The 19495-nt window shown below is 45.9% G+C and carries 19 protein-coding genes and 1 pseudogene; 17 read left to right on the top strand and 3 right to left on the bottom strand.

What is annotated here, in order from left to right; all coding sequences use genetic code 11:
- Positions 1–326: 326 nt before the first annotated feature.
- From pxpA to WA325_RS20765, 8 genes are all read left to right on the top strand, one after another.
- Positions 327–1094: a 5-oxoprolinase subunit PpxA gene (pxpA, locus tag WA325_RS20800; RefSeq protein WP_105991491.1), complete on the top strand. Its 768-nt coding sequence runs from the start codon at positions 327–329 to the stop codon at positions 1092–1094.
- A gap of 18 nt (positions 1095–1112) precedes the next feature.
- Complete coding sequence (locus WA325_RS20795) at positions 1113–2327, top strand: NRAMP family divalent metal transporter (RefSeq protein ID WP_105991490.1); 1215 nt, start codon at positions 1113–1115, stop codon at positions 2325–2327.
- 5 nt (positions 2328–2332) lie between these two features.
- A complete protein-coding gene (locus tag WA325_RS20790) occupies positions 2333–3124 on the top strand; it encodes a putative hydro-lyase (protein ID WP_336184147.1) in 792 nt (263 codons plus the stop codon).
- 44 nt (positions 3125–3168) lie between these two features.
- Positions 3169–3891 carry a 5-oxoprolinase subunit PxpB gene (gene pxpB / locus WA325_RS20785; RefSeq protein WP_105955189.1) on the top strand — a complete coding sequence of 241 codons (723 nt, stop codon included), beginning with the start codon at positions 3169–3171 and terminating at the stop codon, positions 3889–3891.
- Between the two features lie 2 nt (positions 3892–3893).
- Entirely contained in the window at positions 3894–4901 is a 1008-nt protein-coding gene (locus tag WA325_RS20780) for a biotin-dependent carboxyltransferase family protein (RefSeq protein WP_105955233.1), read from the top strand.
- Between the two features lie 16 nt (positions 4902–4917).
- Positions 4918–5670, top strand: coding sequence for an IclR family transcriptional regulator (locus WA325_RS20775; protein WP_336184146.1), 753 nt, complete (start codon positions 4918–4920; stop codon positions 5668–5670).
- Positions 5671–5733: 63 nt separating this feature from the next.
- Entirely contained in the window at positions 5734–6375 is a 642-nt protein-coding gene (locus tag WA325_RS20770; RefSeq protein ID WP_202853241.1) for a GDSL-type esterase/lipase family protein, read from the top strand.
- A gap of 172 nt (positions 6376–6547) precedes the next feature.
- Positions 6548–6793: a YczI family protein gene (locus WA325_RS20765; protein WP_010333057.1), complete on the top strand. Its 246-nt coding sequence runs from the start codon at positions 6548–6550 to the stop codon at positions 6791–6793.
- 2 nt (positions 6794–6795) lie between these two features.
- Here WA325_RS20765 and WA325_RS20760 read toward each other — a convergent pair whose 3' ends face one another.
- Entirely contained in the window at positions 6796–7086 is a 291-nt protein-coding gene (locus WA325_RS20760) for an antibiotic biosynthesis monooxygenase family protein (protein WP_024120249.1), read from the bottom strand.
- A gap of 150 nt (positions 7087–7236) precedes the next feature.
- Here WA325_RS20760 and WA325_RS20755 point away from each other — a divergent pair, with 150 nt between their 5' ends.
- The 4 genes and pseudogenes from WA325_RS20755 (at position 7237) to WA325_RS20740 (ending at position 14214) form a co-directional block, all read left to right on the top strand.
- Positions 7237–9243, top strand: a complete 2007-nt coding sequence (locus tag WA325_RS20755) for a penicillin-binding transpeptidase domain-containing protein (protein WP_326325140.1) — start codon at positions 7237–7239, stop codon at positions 9241–9243.
- Positions 9244–9340: 97 nt separating this feature from the next.
- Positions 9341–10217, top strand: a pseudogene (locus tag WA325_RS20750) (aldo/keto reductase).
- Between the two features lie 190 nt (positions 10218–10407).
- Positions 10408–12492 carry a BglG family transcription antiterminator gene (locus WA325_RS20745; RefSeq protein ID WP_105955187.1) on the top strand — a complete coding sequence of 695 codons (2085 nt, stop codon included), beginning with the start codon at positions 10408–10410 and terminating at the stop codon, positions 12490–12492.
- Positions 12493–12702: 210 nt separating this feature from the next.
- Entirely contained in the window at positions 12703–14214 is a 1512-nt protein-coding gene (locus tag WA325_RS20740) for a class I adenylate-forming enzyme family protein (protein ID WP_105955186.1), read from the top strand.
- 16 nt (positions 14215–14230) lie between these two features.
- Here WA325_RS20740 and WA325_RS20735 read toward each other — a convergent pair whose 3' ends face one another.
- Positions 14231–14827, bottom strand: a complete 597-nt coding sequence (locus tag WA325_RS20735; protein WP_181185734.1) for a class I SAM-dependent methyltransferase — start codon at positions 14825–14827, stop codon at positions 14231–14233.
- 152 nt (positions 14828–14979) lie between these two features.
- On the opposite strand from WA325_RS20735, the gene WA325_RS20730 reads away from it, so the two are divergent.
- The 5 genes from WA325_RS20730 (at position 14980) to amj (ending at position 18821) form a co-directional block, all read left to right on the top strand.
- Positions 14980–15840: an SDR family oxidoreductase gene (locus WA325_RS20730; RefSeq protein ID WP_227598988.1), complete on the top strand. Its 861-nt coding sequence runs from the start codon at positions 14980–14982 to the stop codon at positions 15838–15840.
- A gap of 14 nt (positions 15841–15854) precedes the next feature.
- Positions 15855–16358 carry a D-lyxose ketol-isomerase gene (lyxE, locus tag WA325_RS20725; protein WP_305934901.1) on the top strand — a complete coding sequence of 168 codons (504 nt, stop codon included), beginning with the start codon at positions 15855–15857 and terminating at the stop codon, positions 16356–16358.
- Positions 16359–16448: 90 nt separating this feature from the next.
- Positions 16449–17000, top strand: coding sequence for a GNAT family N-acetyltransferase (locus tag WA325_RS20720; RefSeq protein WP_059334509.1), 552 nt, complete (start codon positions 16449–16451; stop codon positions 16998–17000).
- A 77-nt stretch (positions 17001–17077) separates the two neighbouring features.
- Positions 17078–17500, top strand: a complete 423-nt coding sequence (locus WA325_RS20715; protein ID WP_024120258.1) for a pyridoxamine 5'-phosphate oxidase family protein — start codon at positions 17078–17080, stop codon at positions 17498–17500.
- A 511-nt stretch (positions 17501–18011) separates the two neighbouring features.
- Complete coding sequence (gene amj / locus WA325_RS20710; protein WP_202853106.1) at positions 18012–18821, top strand: lipid II flippase Amj; 810 nt, start codon at positions 18012–18014, stop codon at positions 18819–18821.
- 38 nt (positions 18822–18859) lie between these two features.
- On the opposite strand, the gene WA325_RS20705 is transcribed toward amj, so the two are convergent.
- A complete protein-coding gene (locus WA325_RS20705; protein ID WP_105955181.1) occupies positions 18860–19297 on the bottom strand; it encodes a carboxymuconolactone decarboxylase family protein in 438 nt (145 codons plus the stop codon).
- Positions 19298–19495 lie beyond the last annotated feature (198 nt).

Genomic DNA, 19495 nt, shown 5'->3' with positions numbered 1-19495 from the left:
GAGAAGAATTTCTTGTGTGCAACATGAGAAAGACACCGTCCTTGTAAGTCTTTCTTTTATTTTATTACATGAGAATGGATATTTTAAGAAAAAATAAAGGCTGTCGAGATTTTCTCGACAGCCTGAGAGTCCTGAGATAAGGACTCTTTTCTTTTTTTATCAGGGAGATTTTCTTCTAGGACCATGGTAGGTTTTCTAACAAAGTTATTTCACAAACTGATATGATTGAATATAATGAAATAAAGTTCAAAAATTCGGAATAGTCGTTCCGAATTTCGGAACAATAAAATACATAAAGCAATCGTTTGCTTGGCAGGAGGGATTCTGTGTTTCAAGTTGATTTAAATTGTGATTTAGGGGAAAGCTTCGGAGCCTATACGATAGGTCTTGATCAAGATATTTTAGCGTTTGTCACTTCAGCGAATGTCGCATGCGGATTTCATGCAGGGGATCCAAGTGTCATGCGGAAAACAGTTGCCCTTGCTGCTGAAAAAGGCGTGAAAATCGGCGCTCATCCGGGACTCCCGGATTTGCTCGGCTTCGGCCGCCGAAATATAGCGATTTCTCCAGAGGAAGCATATGATCTTGTGGTTTATCAAATTGGCGCCTTGTCAGGGTTTTTAAAAGCGGAAGGACTTCACATGCAGCACGTCAAGCCGCACGGCGCTTTGTACAATATGGCCGCAGTCGATCAGAAGCTATCGGACGCCATTGCAAAAGCTGTCTACAAGGTCGATCCAGGACTGATTCTTTTCGGCCTTGCTGAGAGCGAGCTTGTAAAAGCGGGAGAACGGATCGGGCTTCAAACAGCAAGTGAAGTGTTCGCCGACAGAACATACCAAGCGGACGGCACACTGACACCGCGTTCTCAGCCTGATGCGCTGATTGAAAGCGACGATGCCGCTGTCAGCCAGGTGATCAAAATGGTAAAAGAGGGAGCGGTCAAATCCCAGCAAGGGCATGATGTGTCCTTAAAAGCAGATACGGTTTGCATTCACGGAGACGGTGCCCATGCGCTGACGTTTGCGCAAAAAATACGAAAAGAGCTTAAAGCGGCCGGAATCGAAGTGACTGCTATTTCAGCGCAGAAGTAATCAGAAGGAGGAAAATAGATGGAGCAGCAGAAAAAAACAGCAGGGAAAAAAACGGGCAGCTGGTCATTGCTGATGGGGGCCGCCTTCTTAATGGCGACATCAGCAATCGGCCCGGGATTCCTGACACAAACCGCAACATTCACAAACACACTCGCAGCAAGCTTCGGTTTTGTTATTTTCATTTCTATTATTTTGGATATCTTCGCTCAAACCAACGTATGGCGCATCATTGCGGTCTCAGGAAAAAGGGGTCAGGAGATTGCGAATATGGTGCTTCCCGGACTGGGATATTTTATCGCAATTCTCGTCGTGCTTGGCGGACTTGCCTTTAATATCGGGAATATCGGAGGGGCTGGGCTCGGACTTCAAGTCTTGTTCGGCATTACACCAGAAACAGGCGCCTTAATCAGCGCCGTCATCGCCATTCTGATTTTTGTCATTAAGGAAGCAGGAAAAGCGATGGACCGTTTTACGCAAATCGCGGGTTTTGTCATGATTATTTTAACTGTCTTTGTTGCGGTCACCACAGCGCCGCCGGTCGGACAGGCTGTGGCTAACACGTTTGTCCCTGAACATATAAGTATATTTGCAATTGTCACATTAGTTGGCGGAACCGTCGGGGGATATATCACATTTGCCGGCGGACATCGTTTGCTTGATGCAGGGATTAAAGGCAAGGAATCCATCCCCCAGGTGACAAAAAGCTCAGTTATCGGCATTTTAATTACATCCATCATGCGGATCGCCCTTTTCTTAGCTGTGCTCGGCGTTGTTTCAAAAGGCCTGCACATTGACGAAAGCAACCCGGCGGCCTCTGTGTTCCAGCTGGCAGCGGGAAATGTCGGTTATAAAATCTTCGGATTGATCATGTGGTCAGCGGCCATTACGTCTGTTATCGGGGCCGCTTATACATCTGTTTCATTTTTTAAAACCTTTTCTCCAAAAATTGAAAAGAATTCACGCGGCATTATTATCGGATTTATTGTCGTTTCTACATTAGCTTTCGTCACTATCGGCCAGCCGGCGAAAATTCTTGTGCTTGTCGGATCTCTGAACGGTTTGATTCTGCCGATTGCGCTTGGAACGCTGCTTATTGCCGCATATAAGAAAAACATTGTCGGTGATTATAAGCATCCGCTTTGGCTGACAGGCTCAGGTGCACTGGTTGTCATCGTCATGGCGATTATGGGCGTCTACACGTTATTTACACAACTTCCTCAATTGTGGAGCTGATAAGAGTGGATCATTTGAACAAGATGGCGCCAAGAGATGTGCGCGCGCTTATACGAGAGGGGAAAATAAACGGGCCGACCGCCGGAATGTCCGGCGGCTATGCTCAAGCGAACCTTGTGATTTTGAAAAAAGATCTGGCATTTGACTTTCTGCTGTTTTGCCAGCGGAATCCAAAACCCTGTCCGGTGCTGGATGTGACGGAATCCGGTTCGCCTGTGCCGTCGCTTGCAGCGCCAGATGCGGATATCAGAACGGATTTTCCAAAATACCGTGTATACAGGCACGGTGTTTTGACAGATGAGGTATCTGATATTACGCCATACTGGGAGGACGATTTTGTCGGCTTTCTGATCGGATGCAGTTTCTCTTTTGAACAAGCGCTGATCAATAATGGAATACCCGTCAGACATATCGACGAGGGGACGAACGTTCCAATGTACAAAACGAATATAGATTGTGTTCCGGCGGGGCCGTTTCATGGACAGTTGGTTGTCAGTATGAGACCGGTTCCTGAACGGCTCGCTGTACGCGCCGCACAGGTGACCTCGCGTTTTCCGGCTGTGCACGGAGGACCGATTCATATCGGCAATCCAAAAGCGATCGGCATACAGGATTTGAGCAATCCAGATTTCGGAGATGCCGTTTCTGTTCGTGGAGGCGAGGTTCCTCTATTTTGGGCATGCGGGGTAACTCCGCAAGCTGTGGCTATGAATGTAAAACCTGAAATGGTCATCACACATGCGCCGGGGCATATGCTCATCACAGATATTCGAGACGAGTCGCTTGCGGTGCTGTAACCTCTCGTCCTCCTGATGAACGAGAAATAAACGAGGTGAGAAAGATGACTGAACGATTACAAATCGAACAGCTCGGTGATTCTGCAATGATGATCCGATTTGGAGAAGAAATAAGCGAGCAAGTAAACGGTCTTGTCCATGCCGCTGCCGCTTATATAGAAGAACAGCCGTTTCCGGGATTCATTGAATGTATCCCGGCTTTTACGAGTCTTACCGTATTTTATGATATGTATGAAGTGTATAAGCATTTGCCTCAAGGCATCAGCTCGCCTTTTGAGAAGGTGAAACGCGATGTTCATGAGCGGCTCGGAGAATTAACGGCTGATTATGAAAGCAGCCGCCGCGTCGTTGAAATTCCCGTCTGCTATGGCGGTGATTTCGGGCCTGATTTAGAAGAGGTGGCGAAGATCAATCATCTCACACCCGAAGAAGTCATTGAGATTCATACAGGCGGCGAATATGTGGTGTATATGCTGGGCTTTGCACCGGGGTTTCCTTTCCTAGGCGGGATGTCCAAACGCATTGCAGCTCCAAGGAAATCATCGCCAAGACCATCGATTCCTGCCGGTTCAGTCGGAATTGCGGGACTGCAAACAGGCGTTTATCCGATTTCGACACCGGGCGGCTGGCAGCTGATCGGCAAAACGCCGCTGGCTCTATTCCGGCCGCAGGAAAACCCGCCAACGTTATTAAGAGCAGGAGATATTGTTACATTTGTCCGCATCTCAGAGGATGACTATCACGCCTATAAGGAGGAGTCCAATTGAGCATGAAAGTGTTAAAGCCCGGACTGCTCACAACGGTTCAGGATATAGGCAGAACGGGGTATCAAAAATACGGCGTGCTGGCAAGCGGCGCCATGGACACGGTGTCGCTTCGAATTGCCAATCTGCTGATCGGAAACAGCGAAAAAGAAGCCGGTCTTGAAATTACGCTGATGGGTCCCGGCCCGTCGCTTTATGTGTCAGAACCAATGCTGATTGCCGTAACAGGAGCGGACTTTACCCTGCGTGTGAATGATGAGGAAGCGCCTCTTTGGAAACCTGTGCTCGTTAAGGGAAACAGCACGGTCACCTTCGGCCCCTGCAAACTCGGCAGCCGCGCTTATTTGGCGACAGCCGGCGGCTTCAATGTACCTGCTGTGATGGAAAGCAAAAGCACGTATGTCAGAGCGGGCATCGGCGGATTTCGCGGAAGAGCGCTTCAGAAGGAAGATGAACTGCCGATCGGAGAGATGTCATCTCTTTCGAAAACCATCGTCTCCCGCTTGAGCCAACACCTTGGCCAGCGAGGGTTTGCGGCGCCGAACTGGTCAGTCAGCCGATACAGATTTCTGCCGTTAAAAAAGAATCCGGTGATCCGAGTGCTGGAAGGAAAACAATTCTCTTTTTTCACAGAAGAATCGCAAACGCGGTTTTACGAAGAAACGTTTCGTGTCACTCCGCAGTCCGATCGTATGGGCTACAGGCTCAAAGGGGAACCGCTTGAATTGAAGGCGCCGCTTGAGATGGTGTCAGAGGCGGTGACATTTGGAACAGTTCAGGTGCCGCCTGACGGCAATCCGATTATCCTGCTTGCAGACCGGCAGACGACGGGAGGTTATCCGAGGATCGCTCACATCATTTCAGCTGATCTTCCGATTGCCTCGCAAATCATGCCGGGTGAGCACGTCCAATTTGAGCCTGTATCCCTTCAGGAAGCGGAAGCGCTTTTCATTGAACGGGAAGCGCATCTAAAAGAACTGAAAACAAGAATGAAAATGGAATGGCTGACATAACAAAGGGGATGGAATGATGCAGAATAAAAACAAAACCGTAGTGAAATCTATGGCGCTGCTCAATTTGTTTTTGCATGAACCAAGCCTTACTTTAAGCGAACTCGTTTCCCTGTCAGGAATGCCGAAAACCTCTGTTCACCGAATGGTCAGCTCACTGGAAGAAATGGGGTTCCTCAATCGAGACCCATCCGGCGTTTATACGCTTGGACTGGTGTTTTTGGAATTCGGACAGCTTGTCGCGGACAGACTCGATATCAGAAAAATAGCCAAGCCTGTGATGGAAGAGCTTTGCCGTGAAGTAGATGAAGCCGTTCATTTGATCATGAGGGACGGAAATGAAGCGATCTACGTGGAGAAGATTGAAGGGACACAGACCGTTCGCCTCTACACTGCAATCGGCCGGCGTTCTCCGCTGTACGCCGGGGCATGTGCCCGGAGCATTTTGTCCTTTCTGCCCCGTGAAGAAATTGAAGCGTACATCAAACAGACAGAGCTCATTCCGATCGGTTCAGGGACCATTACAGAACCGTCAAAGCTTCTTGAGGCCATTGAGGCCTCGGTGCAAAACGGCTATACCGTCAGCTATTCAGAACTTGAAAACTATACGGCCGCTATTGGCGCGCCGATTTTTAACCATCATCACCAGGTGGCGGCCGGCATCAGTATTGCAGGGTTTGAAGCGAGATTTACAGAAGACAGGCTGCCGTACTTAACGGAAAAGGTAAAACAAGCCGCTTTGCAGATTTCCAGAAAAATAGGGTATCCATAAGTAGCCGATCTTTTCTCTGCTGCGTACATTAACGTATCGACGTTCATGAGTGGAGGAAAGATCATGGTGCTTCAGTATACAGCGCTCGGAGATTCTTTAACGACGGGGAGAGGCTCTGGGCTGTTTTCTGCAGGATTTGTCCAGCGCTTCAGAGACATGATGGCAGCCGATCTGAAATCAAAAACAGCCGTATCGGTTTTCGCCAAATCCGGTCTTGATACAGAGGAAATCCTCGGGCTCCTGTCATATCCCTATGTGCAAAAACAAATTCAAGCCGCTGATATGATTACGATCACAGGGTGCGGAAATGATCTCATTGAATCTGTATTATCCTATCAATCTTCTCAGGATGAAACGATTTTCAGCCGTGCGTCCGCGCATTGTCATGAGAATTTTGAAAAGATGATTGCCCAAATCGCCAATATCAAAGGGTCAGATCCATCACCTTACGCCATCCGTGTTTTTAATTTATACAACCCGTTTCCCGGCATTGGCATTGCTGATCAATGGATTACTTCATTTAATTCGCATTTGAAAACGCTGGCAACAGCACCTCATGTTAAAATCGCTGACGTTTACAGTGTCTTTAAAGGGAAAGAGCAGGAATACCTGTCTTTCGACGGTGTCCATCCGAATAGCAATGGCTATCAGGCAATGGCCGAAGTGCTCCGAGGAATAGGTTATCGAGAATTATCAGTTTCATAGAATACGCGCCTGATCACTGGCGCGTTTTTTTATATGAATTCAAATATTAAAAGAAACTTAAATTTCCCCGTCTCATGTTCTATATACAAAAAAAGTGCGCTAGAATAATGGAGGGCAAAGGCAAATAAAGGCATAACGCTCAATATTTCGTATATAAGGAAGGATGGTCCTTTTGTTTCGCATTTTTAAAATGTCTTTTGCGGTTATCATTATCATACTGGCGCTTATCGCTTTTAACTATACGGAACACACCTCTGTTATCCAATCGGTCATGCTCGTTTTCCTGGGCGCTGTCATGTTTATTCAGGGGCTTGAAGAACGCAAAAAAGAAAACGACAGCTCAGGAGCATTTAACATCTATACTGCCGTTTTCGTTTGGTCTGTTTCTCTCATCGGTTTTACGCTTTATATGATATAGATCTATGATACATCGAGAAAATGTTCAACCGTCGGGAACGGCGTATAGAACCGATGCAGCAAGGCTTTCCACTCTTTGTACTCGGAAGACCCGCGAAAGCCTTCAGTGTGGTCCTCAAGCGTTTCCCACTCTACGAGCAGCAGGTACTTATGTGTTTCTTCCATACATTTTGATAAAGAATGTGTGATATAGCCCTTCATTCCGGCAATGATCGGCGCCGCCAGCCGGAACGCGTCCTCAAATTCTTGTTCAAGCCCCTCTTTAATATGAAGCATAGCTGCTTCTCTGACCATGTGATCCCTTCTTTCCTCTTTTCAAATAGTTTACAGGAAACGAAAGGAGATTTCTGCAAAAACGATGAACCTTTTCCTTCATTTTCAAAAAAATCTTGCACGTACTAATTCATTTAAGAGAAAATAACAAGTGGAAGGCAGGGGAAAGTCATGTGTAAAAAGTGTATTCTACTATTATTTCTATGTATCGGGCTGATCGGATTAATCGGATGCTCCAAAACAGATTCACCAGAGGACCGAATGGAAGCATTCGTAAAACAGTGGAACGATCAGCAATTCGATGACATGTATCAAAGCCTGACCAAAGATGTAAAAAAAGAAATCTCCAAAAAGGATTTCGTCAGCAGATATAAAACCATCTATGAGCAGGCAGGCGTAAAAAATCTGAAAGTCACTGCGGGAAAAGTGGATGAGGATGATAAAGACAATAAAACGATGAAGCACATCCCATACAAAGTCAGCATGGACACAAATGCGGGCAAAGTCAGCTTTAAAAATACCGCTGTGCTGAAAAAAGAAAAAACAGATGACGAGGAGTCATGGAATATAGATTGGGACCCATCGTTTATTTTCAAGCAGCTGGCTGATGACAAAACCGTTCAAATCGCCAGCATTGAACCGAAACGCGGCCAAATCTACGATAAAAACGGGAAAGGCTTAGCCGTCAACACAGATGTTCCAGAAATCGGAATTATTCCCGGAGAACTTGGCGATAAAAAAGAGAAAGTCATAAAAGAGCTCGCGAAAAAACTGGATGTAACTGAAGATGACATCAACCAGAAGCTGAAACAAAGCTGGGTCAAAGATGATTCATTCGTGCCGGTCAAAAAAGTAAAACCGGACGAAGAAAAGTTAGTGTCTGAAGTGACGGCATTAAAAGGCGTCACAAGAACAAATGTCAGCTCACGCTATTATCCGTATGGCGAAAAAACAGCCCATCTGACAGGCTACGTTCGCGCGATTACGGCGGAAGAACTGAAGAAAAAGAAAGACGGAACATACAGCGATACGTCAAACATCGGAATCGCAGGTCTTGAAAATGTGTATGAAGACAAGCTCAGAGGCAAAACAGGATGGAAAATCTACGTTCCGCAAACCGGCGAAGTCATCGCTGAAACGAAAGCGAAAGACGGTGAGGATCTACATCTCACAATTGATACCAAAACGCAAACAAATCTTTATGACGAGCTGAAGGATGACAGCGGGGCGGCAGTCGCACTGCAGCCGCAGACAGGTGAAACACTGGCTCTTGTCAGCGCGCCTTCTTACGATCCAAACGGATTTATCTTCGGATGGAGCGATAAAGAATGGAAAAAACTAAACGAAGACAAAAACAATCCGTTTTCTGCGAAATTCAACAAAACATATGCACCAGGATCCACGATTAAACCGATCGCTGCTGCTATCGGCCTGAAAAACGGCACGCTTAAAGCCGCAGAGAAGAAAACAATCAAAGGGAAACAGTGGCAGAAAGATTCAAGCTGGGGCGGCTATTCTGTTACACGAGTGTCTGACAGCTTAGAGCAAGTGGATTTGGAACATGCCCTGATTACGTCAGACAATATTTACTTTGCGCAAAACGCGCTTGATATGGGAGCGGACACCTTTACAAAAGGCATGAAAACATTTGGGTTTGCAGAGGATATTCCATTTGAATTCCCAGTCCAGCAATCGTCAATCGCAAACGACAAGCTTGACTCAGACATTTTGCTTGCGGATACAGGCTACGGACAGGGACAAATGCAAATGTCACCGCTTCACCTAGCGGCAGCTTACACGCCATTTGTCGATAATGGAGACCTCGTGAAACCGACGCTTATCAAGAAAGACTCACAAACCGCTGATGTCTGGCACAAACAAGTGCTCACGAAAGAAGGAGCCGCCGATATTACAAAAGGATTGAAAGGCGTAGTCGAAGATGAGCGCGGGTCAGCGTATCAGCCTGTCGTAAAAGGAATCACTGTGGCTGGAAAAACGGGAACAGCCGAGCTGAAAAAATCAAAAGATGATAAAGACGGCACCGAAAATGGCTGGTTCGTCGGCTATGACTATAAAAACAAAGACCTGCTTGTCGCGATGATGATTCAAAATGTTCAAGATCACGGCGGCAGCCACTACGTAGTCGAAAAAGCAAAAAAGCAATTTCAATCGAAATAAAACCTTTTTAACGGGAGTGAAAGGAAAAAGGGCGTCTGAGGCCGAATGATCTAGTAAGGGGCAAAAACCCGGTTTATAAAGAAAAGAGGGATTTTGCATGCAGCGTATTCATTTGGCGGAGGATCTTCAATTTTCAAGAGTGATACACGGGCTTTGGCGTCTGAATGAATGGAACTATTCAGACGCTGAGCTGCTCAGTCTCATTGAGTGGTGTGTCGATCAAGGCATCACCACCTTTGATCACGCGGATATTTACGGGGGCTACACGTGCGAGAAAGGTTTTGGAAATGCTCTTGCCCTTTCACCCGGATTAAGGGAAAATATAGAGCTGGTCACAAAATGCGGCATCGTTCTTGAATCACCTGAACGCCCTGCTCACAGATCGCACCATTATAATACAAGCAAAACACACATTCTCGCGTCTGTTGAACAGTCGCTTTTGAATCTCAGAACGGATTATATCGATGTGCTGCTGATTCACAGACCGGACCCGCTCATGAACCCGGAAGGAGTGGCTGAGGCGTTTCATGCGCTAAAATGCTCCGGCAAGGTCAGATATTTCGGTGTGTCGAACTTTAAAGGCCATCAATATCGGATGCTGGAATCGTATCTGCCTGAAAAGCTTGTCACCAATCAGATAGAGCTTTCCGCATATGAATTAGAAAATATTCAGGACGGCACATTGAACCTGTGTCAGGAAAAACGGATTTCTCCGATGGCCTGGTCGCCGCTTGCAGGCGGTAAAGTATTCGCCGGAAACACGGAAAAAGACCGGCGCATTCGCACGGCGCTTGAAACTGTTCAGGCTGAAATCGGTGCTGCCTCATTGGACGAGGTGATGTACGCATGGCTGTTCACGCATCCGGCCGGCATCATGCCGATTGTCGGAAGCGGAAAACGCCTTGGCGTATAAGCTTGATCAGGATCAGTGGTTCCGTATTTATACAGCCGTACAAGGCCACGATATACCATAAAGAAAAAGCATCAGCATAACGGCTGATGCTTTTTCAATATTGTCACACTGCTTAGTGCCAAATTCCCATTTATAAGTGATTGAATCCTGTTTGAAAGCGTTTTATATTAATAAAGAAAACCTCTTTTTTTCCTCTTCCTATATCTCCATGCGACTTCATCCGCACATCACGAATGTCTGGAGGCCTTTTTATGTATATGACTGCAAGAGAACAAAAGCTTTTAAAGCATTTATTATTACTGAACCGATATGTAACCGTAACGGAGCTGGCTGAGCTGATGGAAGTGAGCACCAGAACCATTCACAGGGAGCTGAAATCAATCAAGCCGCTGATGGAGACTGTGGGGCTCAAGCTCGATAAACAGCCCGGCAAAGGCTTGAAGGCGGTAGGAAGTCCCGAAGATAAACAAAAGCTGCTCACCGAGCTGTCACATGAACAGCATGAATACAGCGCGGACGAACGAAAATTGCTGATTCTCTGTTCGCTATTAGAGTCCCAAGAACCGGTGAAACTGTACACGCTCGCTCATGATCTGCAGGTCACCAATGCTACGGTCAGCTACGATTTAGATGAGCTGGAGAAATGGATTTCTCCGTTTGGGTTAACACTGATCCGAAAAAGAGGCTTTGGCATCCAGCTCATGGGGCCAGAGAACGCGAAACGAAAAATTGTCGGCAATCTGATTGTGAACCGCCTCGATATCCAAATGTTTTTGGAAGCGGTTGAATTAAACATTAAAGGAAAAGCCGATTCCTCCGAGAAGATGTTCGGGGTTGTCAGCAAAGGCGAGCTGTTAAAAATGGAGCGGATTTTATTCCAGCTGAAAGAAAAAATCGCATTTTCTCTATCTGACAGCTCCTATATAGCGCTTGTCGTTCATCTGACGTTTGCGATCGAACGCATTAAACTGGGTGAGACGATCAGCATGGAAGAGAGCGAGCTTGATGAACTCAAGAGTGCTAAAGAATACAGCTCAGCTCTGGAAATCGCGGGCGAGCTTGAACGTGCTTTCGGCGTGACGATCCCGGAAGCGGAGGTCGGCTATATTACGATCCACCTGCGAAGCGCCAACCGCAAATACAAAACAGAATACAGAGCGCAGGAAATAGAGCTTGAAACAGCCCTGCAAACAAAACGGCTGATCGCTTTTATTTCAGAAAAAATCAGAATGGATCTGACGAAAAACTACTCTTTATATGAAGGTTTGATTGCCCATTTGGAGCCGGCCATCAGCCGCATGAAAGAAAACATCGACATCTATAATCCAATGAAGGAACAGATCAAGCGTGATTATTTTCTGCTGTATATGGCGATAGAAGAGGGCGTGGAAAAATTTTTCCCGGACATGTCCTTTTCTGATGATGAAATCGCCTTTATCGTTCTTCACTTCGGTTCAGCGCTTGAAATCAAAAAAGAAGAAGCAAAAGTGAAAGCGCTTGTTGTCTGCTCAAGCGGAATCGGTTCTTCGAAAATGCTTGCTTCGAGATTGAAGAAAGAGCTGCCTGAAATTGAATCGTTTGATATGTCATCACTGATCGAGCTGAAGGACCGCGACACTCATGCCTATGATATGATTGTATCCACTGTGCCGATCCCTTATCAAAACATCGACTATATTATGGTCAGCCCGCTTTTAAATGAGGAAGACGCAAACCAGGTAAAGCAGTATATTAAGCGGAAAATCCCGCTCATTCTTGAGAAAAAAAGAAGCCCGAAGGAAGAAACGCGGCAAGCCGACATCCCTGACATGCTGGCAGCGGCGGAAAGCGTGGGACGATACATGGCGGTGATTCAAGACGTCTTGCGCCATTTTTCACTCACTGAAATGAAAACAAAGCCGGATCACGGCATGCTGCTGTTTGAGCTTTTTCAACAGCTGAAAAAGGATGGCCTCATCCGAGATCCGAAAAAAGCGGCGGATTGCCTTGCAGAACGCGAAAAACAAGGGGGATTGGGCATACCGGGTACAAACATGGCGCTTTATCATCTCAAAAATGATCATATCGTCCTGCCTTTTTTCAAAATGTATGACCTCAGCACATCTTTTGAAGTCAATGGCATGGACGGAAATACCCTCGATATGACAAGAATTCTCGTCATGATGGCGCCGGCCACATTATCAGCTGAAGGATCAGAGATTTTGAGTGCGATCAGCTCTGCCATTATCGAAAGCGGAGAAAGCATGGCGGGCTTTCAGGAGGAAGGGGAACGAGAACTGTATCAGCGTTTAAACCGCATCTTTTTCACATGGATGAAAGAAAAAAACATCCCGTAATCACCCAATTCACACGCCAAAAAAAGGCGTGTGTTTTTGTATGGATGCAGCACAAAATAAAAAAATGCGGGACTATTTTATCATTCTGTAATGGAATAATTCCAAAATGAAATAGTTTTACAAGTTATCTTTTTTGGGTTAAAATGGGTGAGGTAAGGAAGACAATCTAACAAATTATTGAAGATTCAAGAGAATATAGGAGATGACAATATGGAAACATTACAGCATCTGATTCTGCATGACATGCCGGATAGCGAAGAAATAGAAGCTGTAAAAAGCGGAGCCCACACACTGACATATGCAGCATATCACAAACGGATCAATCAGCTGGCGAATGCTCTGCTTCAAAAAGGAATTCAAAAAGGCGACCATGTGGCTTTGCTTTGCAAAAATGGCCACCCTGCATCAACCATTATGTTTGCCGCACTTGAAATCGGGGCCGTTGTAGTGCCCGTCAGCTGGCAGCTGAAACCATACGAGATGACAGGCATTTTAAAAGCAAGTAAACCGAAAGCATTGTTTTACGGAACGGAATTTAAAGAGATAATGGATGAAGTGCTGCCTGAGCTGTCTTCTGTCCGTTTGATCATGGAAACAGGAACAGCGTATGAGACGTCTCCAGTGTTTGAAGCGCTTTTTGCAGGACCAGATCATTTGCCGGAAGCAGAAACGGTTTCTCCGGATGATACAGCGCTTCTGATGTTTACGTCAGGGACAACAGGAAATCCGAAAAGATGCATGATCACCCATGGCGGTATATACAATTACGTATCAAAGTCAAATAGCTCAAGCGCACGAATGAAAAATCTGCGTTTTCTTGCGTGCCATCCGATTTATCATACAAGCGCGCTTATTTGTATCATGCTTGGAACGTTTGCGGGGACCACGTTTATTTTTACAAAGGATCAAGATCCCGTTCGTATGCTGAAGGTCATTGAAGAAGAAAAAATTCAAACGATTATGGCCCTTCCTGTGTTTTACACATATTTGCTTGAGGCGTGGGAAGAACATCAAACCGATCTGTCCTCGCTCATCATTTTGATGACAGGCGGAACAAAAGTGCCTAGCAGCCTGATTCAGCGGTATCTTGATATCGGCATCCAGCTCGCTCACGGTTACGGAAGCACAGAAGCTTGGGGAATCAGCACATGGGTTCCTGAAATGGGAATGGATAAAGCGGCCTCTGCCGGTAAACCTGTTGCTGATGTTCAAGTCAAGGTAGAAGATCCTGAGACGAGAGAAGAGCTGCCGCAAGGTGAAATCGGAGAAATCGTTGTGCACAGCCCATTCTTATTTAAAGGCTATGAGGAAAACCCTGAAGCGACAGCAAAAGTGCTGCAAAACGGCTGGTTCAGAACCGGAGATTCAGGCTACGTGGATGAGGACGGCTTTATCTTCATCACCGGACGATACAAGGATGTCATTATTTACGGAGGCGACAATGTCTATCCTGATCAGGTTGAAGAAGTCATCCAGCAGATCCCGGGCATCCTTGAAACAGCAGTGGTCGGGATACCGGATCAGCTGTACGGAGAAAAACCAAAAGCCTTTATCGTCACTAATAGTACTCAGGAAATAACAGAAGCGGATGTCATTGCATTCTGTAAAGAACGCTTGTCCGCTTACAAAATTCCTGAAATCGAATTCGTAAAGGAACTTCCGAAAAATAATCTCGGCAAAGTGAAAAAAGACGTCTTGCGCAAGCAAGCCGTACATTCATAAAAGAAAAGCCCGTCATTTATGTGACGGGCTTTTTTGCGGTTGCACAGACTGAAAGCTCGGGTTTAATGTCTTTATATTGGATATCAATGTCTTTGAAGCCTGCCGCTTTCAGGTCAGCGAGCATCTGTTTACCGAACGATTCAGTTTTCTCGGGACCGGCATCTGCTTCCCGGGGCTGCATCGTAATGGCTGCTTTGCCGCCGGGTTTTAATGCTTGATAAATCTGTTTAATGCCTTCTTGCTGGTCTTTCCAAATCGTGTAGTTGTTAACGGAAATGACTATATCGTAATACGCGGCGGGGAGGGGGAACGTTTCGATGCTGCCCTGTATCAGGCGAACACGGTCTGTTTTTAATCTGTGTGCAGCCAGCTTCAGCATAGCCTCTGATACATCAATCCCATGGATATGCACACTCTTTTCGCGTTTCAGCATCTGCTTCATGCAGTATCCTGGTCCAAAACCGACTTCTAGAATGCGGTCTCCCCGTGTTAAGCCAAGCTGATCTATTGTCCACTGATTCAGTGTTTTATTTTCAGCAGCCATGATGTATCCGGCAAGTATGCCGAACACCCCCTTCGGTCTGCTGAATTTTTTAGAAAGCATGTTAATCATTCAGCAACCTCCTTTTCACATCATTTTCCTCCTTGCGTTTCATGTGAAACATTTTTCTGATAAAGCATTCCGAAGGTGCTCATCCATGTTTACCCAGATAATGCACGAGGTACACAACAAATAGACATGAAAAACAAAGGAGGAGAATCATCATGGCAAACTATCCGAAAGAACTGCCGGCACAAACCCAAAATCGCCAGCCGGGAATCGAAAGCGAAATGAATCCAAGTCCGGTATATGAGTACGAGCATTATAAAGGTGCGGATAAATTAAAAGGAAAAGTCGCACTCATTACAGGCGGTGACAGCGGAATCGGACGTGCAGTATCTGTCGCTTACGCAAAGGAAGGCGCTGACATCGCCATTGTATATAAGGATGAGCAGGGAGATGCTGAAGATACAAAAAAACGCGTGGAACAAGAAGGCGTGAAATGTCTCTTAATCTCCGGAGATGTAGGCGAAGAGGAGTTCTGTAATGAAGCGGTTGAAAAAACAGTCAATGAGCTCGGCCGTCTGGATATCCTTGTGAACAATGCCGGTGAGCAGCATCCGAAGGAAAGCATCAAAGATATTTCAAGCGAACAGCTTCACCGCACATTCAAAACAAACTTTTATTCACAATTTTATTTAACTAAAAAAGCAATTGATTATATGAAACCAGGCAGCGCGATCATCAATACGACTTCCATTAACCCTTATCGCGGTAATCCGATGCTGATTGATTATACGGCAACGAAAGGCGCGATCAATGCCTTTACAAGAACAATGGCGCAGGCACTTGTTAAAGACGGCATCCGTGTAAATGCGGTAGCGCCGGGACCAATTTGGACGCCGTTAATTCCGTCTACATTTTCGGAAGATACAGTCGCTCAATTTGGGCAAAATACGCCGATGGGCCGTCCGGGTCAGCCTGTTGAGCATGTCGGCTGCTATGTGCTGCTGGCATCAGATGAATCATCCTATATGACAGGACAAACGCTGCATGTAAACGGCGGAGACTTTGTGACGACGTAAAAGGGAGTGAGGAAATGAGCATCACGAAAGAAGAAGTAAACAGCTACTATCAAAAAGCCGGTATTGTCTTAACGGATGATGAAGTAGAACAAATTCAGCTCATGGACTACGGCTTGGGAAAAGAACGAAAATCCGGGCTCCAGCTCTTTGTCTATGTGAATACAGACCGTTATTGTTCAAAGGAACTGGTGCTGTTTCCGGGTCAGACTTGCCCGGAGCATCGCCATCCGCCGGTTGACGGGCAGGAAGGCAAGCAGGAGACCTTCCGCTGCCGATACGGAAAAGTGTATCTTTATGTGGAAGGAGAAAAAACGCAGTTTCCAAAGGTCCTTCCTCCTCAAGAGGATAGAGAATACTATACAGTCTGGCATGAGATCGAGCTTGAACCCGGCGGGCAATATACAATTCCGCCGAACACGAAGCATTGGTTCCAGGCCGGGGAGGAAGGCGCAGTCGTAACGGAAATGTCTTCAACTAGCACAGACAAACACGATATCTTTACCGACCCTAGAATTTAAGGATGAGGCTTAAAAAGCCCATCCTTTTTTTATATTGAAAAAAACGGAAACACCGTTATAATGGGTAAAAAAGGAAAGAGGGCGAGGGAGATGTTCACCTGCAGTGTAAACGAGCACATTACCATCCGGTTATTGGAGCCAAAGGATGCGGATCGGCTGGCAGCGATCATTCATGAGAACCAACAGCGAATCAGCCAATGGCTATTCTGGGCTGAAAATCCAAGTGATGCCGAAACGTACAGGGAAACCCTCATTCCCGATTGGCGGCGTCAGTATGCTGACCTGAACGGAATCGAAGCGGGGATTCTGTATGACGGCAGCTTGTGCGGCATGATTGGCCTGCATAACCTTGACCAAGTGAATAAAAAAGCGGAGATTGGCTATTGGATTGACGGGGAATACGAAGGAAAAGGCATTATCACTGCCGCCTGCCGGGCACTCATCACATATGCTTTTCAGGACCTGGAATTGAATCGGGTGGCCATCTGCGCGGCTGCCGGAAATCACAAAAGCAGAGCGATCCCGGAGCGCCTCGGCTTTCAAGAGGAAAGAACAGCAAGGGAAGGCATATTCATTAAAGGCAAGTTCCACGACCTCGTCTATTACAGTCTGTTAAAGCGTGAATGGGAAGCAGAAAAATAAAGAGCGCATTTTCTTGTTTAAATCGTTCCCAGATGTGGAAAAGTAACAGCGGAGACGTTAAAAAGGAGTGATTCGAGATGAATCAGCAAGATATTAAACAAAAAGTGCTTGATGTTCTAGATCACCATAAAGTAGGTTCGCTCGCAACGGTTCAAAAGGGCAAACCGCATTCCCGCTACATGACTTTCTTCCATGACGGGCTGACGATTTATACACCGACAAGCAAAGAAACTCATAAAGCTGAAGAAATTGAGAATAACCCTAATGTGCACATTTTATTAGGCTATGATTGTGAAGGCTTTGGCGATGCGTATGTCGAAGTCACAGGAAAAGCAAAAATAAACAATTCATCAGAATTGAAAGACAAAATCTGGAGTTCTAAATTGGAGCGCTGGTTCGACGGCAAGGATGACCCGAACCTGGTGATTCTTGAAATCGAACCGGAAGATATCAGGCTAATGAATGCGGGAGAGAAAACACCAGTCTCACTCGAATTATAATAAAAGTTTGTATTTGCAGGGGCGATATGTTATCATGAATAGCTAAGCAAGAAAAATAAGCAAATAAAAAAGAAAGTAAACTTCTTTTTTCTGTTTTGAGAGAGAAGCTTTTACCGCTTCACAAGCAGCAAACCAGCTGCCCTTATTCTTTTCCTTCATAACAAATCGCCCCTAACGATGAGATGGAAAAAAGACTTTTTTGTTTTACAATTCACACCGGCGCGGCTTCGGAGCCGCAGTGACGATTGAGAGGTAGGGCTTTCGTTGTCTTGTGTTCAAGAAATTTCCATGGTGTTTACTTTCCAGAATGATTCTTCGGAACAATGCTACATGAATCGAACCCGCCCGAATCGGCGGATAATATAATCTTTATTTGCGTATAGAAAAGAATAAGACAAACCGCTCGGCGTAAGCCGGCGGTTTTTTATTGTGAAAAAAACAAATCACACATGAAACTTCTCGTTGTTTCCTTCAGTCTTATCACTAGGATGAAACTGGAGGAAAGAATACCGTGCATGTCATTACAACACAAGTCGTTTTTATTTTCTGTTTTTTGTTATTGATTCACTCAATAGAGACCCTTGCCTATGCCACAAGGCTTTCAGGGGCCCGGGTAGGATTTATCGCATCCGCGCTTTCCTTGTTTAATGTTATGGTAATCGTGTCAAGAATGTCGAACATGGTGCAGCAGCCCTTCACGGGGCGCTTAATTGATGATGCCGGAAAAAACGCGCTGGCGCTCGTAGGCGAGCAGTTCCGGTTCCTGATCTTTGGCTCGACGGTTGGGACTATTGTGGGCATTATCCTGCTCCCGTCGTTTGTCGCCCTGTTTTCACGTGCGATCATCCACTTGGCGGGCGGGGGCGGCTCCGTTTTACAAGTCTTTCGGAAAGGATTTTCTAAGAATGGATGTAAAAATGCCTGCTCCTATTTGCGTCTGCCGTCTGCTTCGTATTTGAAGGGATTTCACATGCGCTTGATTCCAAAACGGCTGTTTGTCATCAACATGCTGATCACGTCCATTTATACAATTGGCGTGCTCTCCGCATTGTACGCAGGGCTGCTCGCACCCGAGCGAAGCACGACGGCGGTTATGGCATCAGGCTTAATCAACGGGATTGCGACGATGCTGCTGGCCATTTTTGTTGATCCGAAAGTGTCTGTTCTTGCCGATGATGTGGCAAAAGGAAAACGAAGCTATATTTATTTGAAATGGACCTCTGTGACAATGGTGACGTCAAGGGTGGCGGGCACACTCCTTGCCCAGCTTATGTTTATCCCTGGCGCATATTATATCGCGTGGCTGACAAAATGGTTTTGATAGCGAAAAGCTGACCCTGTAAAAGGTCAGCTTTTTATTTATTCGGCGATGTTGCCCATAGAGATAGCGATTCGGTTCCAGCTGTTAATCTGATTAATGATGAGGATTAAATCAACATATTCTTTTTCATTATAAAATTTACGCACCTCTTGATAAACATCATCAGGCACACGCTTGTTAGAAATAAAAGTGACATGCTCCGTCAGCAATAATGCTGCTTTTTCTTCAGGTGTATAAAAACTGCACTCTTCCCAAGCGTTTAATCCGTAAATACGCTGTTCGGTTTCTCCCATTTTTCGGGCATCTTTCGTATGAATGTTAATGCAGTAGGCGCAGCCGTTCAATTGTGATGCTCTTATTTTCATTAGCTCTCTTGTTGTCCGGTTAATGCCGGATGTTTTCGTGTATGCCTCCATATTCATCATGATATGTAACCCATCAGGTGCTATTTGGTCGTAGGGAATCCTTTTGGTCATCATTCCATCTCCTTTCCCTGCTGTATCATTATGACATGATGATGGGGTTAAAAAAGAAAACAGCCTGAAGCAGGGGACTGACCCCATAAGATGAGACAAATAAAAAACACCTTCAAGTTTGAAAACGGATGATTGTTAGCCGAAATTAGACTTGGAGGTGTTTTTTCTATGGGGACAAGAGTGAGTTATCCGGTTGAA

It is taken from the genome of Bacillus sp. 205(2023) (assembly GCF_037027485.1).
In the GTDB taxonomy this organism is placed as follows: Bacteria; Bacillota; Bacilli; order Bacillales; family Bacillaceae; genus Bacillus; species Bacillus halotolerans.
Note: the sequence above shows the minus strand (reverse complement) of the source record. Positions and strands in the feature narration are given on the sequence as shown.

Bases quoted from the DNA above. Each gene is read 5' to 3' on its own strand.
- WA325_RS20795 (WP_105991490.1), top strand. From the start codon at position 1,113: ATGGAGCAGCAGAAAAAAACAGCAGGGAAAAAAACGGGCAGCTGGTCA.
- pxpB (WP_105955189.1), top strand. From the start codon at position 3,169: ATGACTGAACGATTACAAATCGAACAGCTCGGTGATTCTGCAATGATG.
- WA325_RS20780 (WP_105955233.1), top strand. From the start codon at position 3,894: ATGAAAGTGTTAAAGCCCGGACTGCTCACAACGGTTCAGGATATAGGC.
- WA325_RS20775 (WP_336184146.1), top strand. From the start codon at position 4,918: ATGCAGAATAAAAACAAAACCGTAGTGAAATCTATGGCGCTGCTCAAT.
- WA325_RS20770 (WP_202853241.1), top strand. From the start codon at position 5,734: ATGGTGCTTCAGTATACAGCGCTCGGAGATTCTTTAACGACGGGGAGA.
- WA325_RS20760 (WP_024120249.1), bottom strand. From the start codon at position 7,086: ATGGTCAGAGAAGCAGCTATGCTTCATATTAAAGAGGGGCTTGAACAA.
- WA325_RS20755 (WP_326325140.1), top strand. From the start codon at position 7,237: ATGTGTAAAAAGTGTATTCTACTATTATTTCTATGTATCGGGCTGATC.
- WA325_RS20745 (WP_105955187.1), top strand. From the start codon at position 10,408: ATGTATATGACTGCAAGAGAACAAAAGCTTTTAAAGCATTTATTATTA.
- WA325_RS20740 (WP_105955186.1), top strand. From the start codon at position 12,703: ATGGAAACATTACAGCATCTGATTCTGCATGACATGCCGGATAGCGAA.
- WA325_RS20735 (WP_181185734.1), bottom strand. From the start codon at position 14,827: ATGATTAACATGCTTTCTAAAAAATTCAGCAGACCGAAGGGGGTGTTC.
- WA325_RS20730 (WP_227598988.1), top strand. From the start codon at position 14,980: ATGGCAAACTATCCGAAAGAACTGCCGGCACAAACCCAAAATCGCCAG.
- lyxE (WP_305934901.1), top strand. From the start codon at position 15,855: ATGAGCATCACGAAAGAAGAAGTAAACAGCTACTATCAAAAAGCCGGT.
- WA325_RS20720 (WP_059334509.1), top strand. From the start codon at position 16,449: ATGTTCACCTGCAGTGTAAACGAGCACATTACCATCCGGTTATTGGAG.
- WA325_RS20715 (WP_024120258.1), top strand. From the start codon at position 17,078: ATGAATCAGCAAGATATTAAACAAAAAGTGCTTGATGTTCTAGATCAC.
- WA325_RS20705 (WP_105955181.1), bottom strand. From the start codon at position 19,297: ATGACCAAAAGGATTCCCTACGACCAAATAGCACCTGATGGGTTACAT.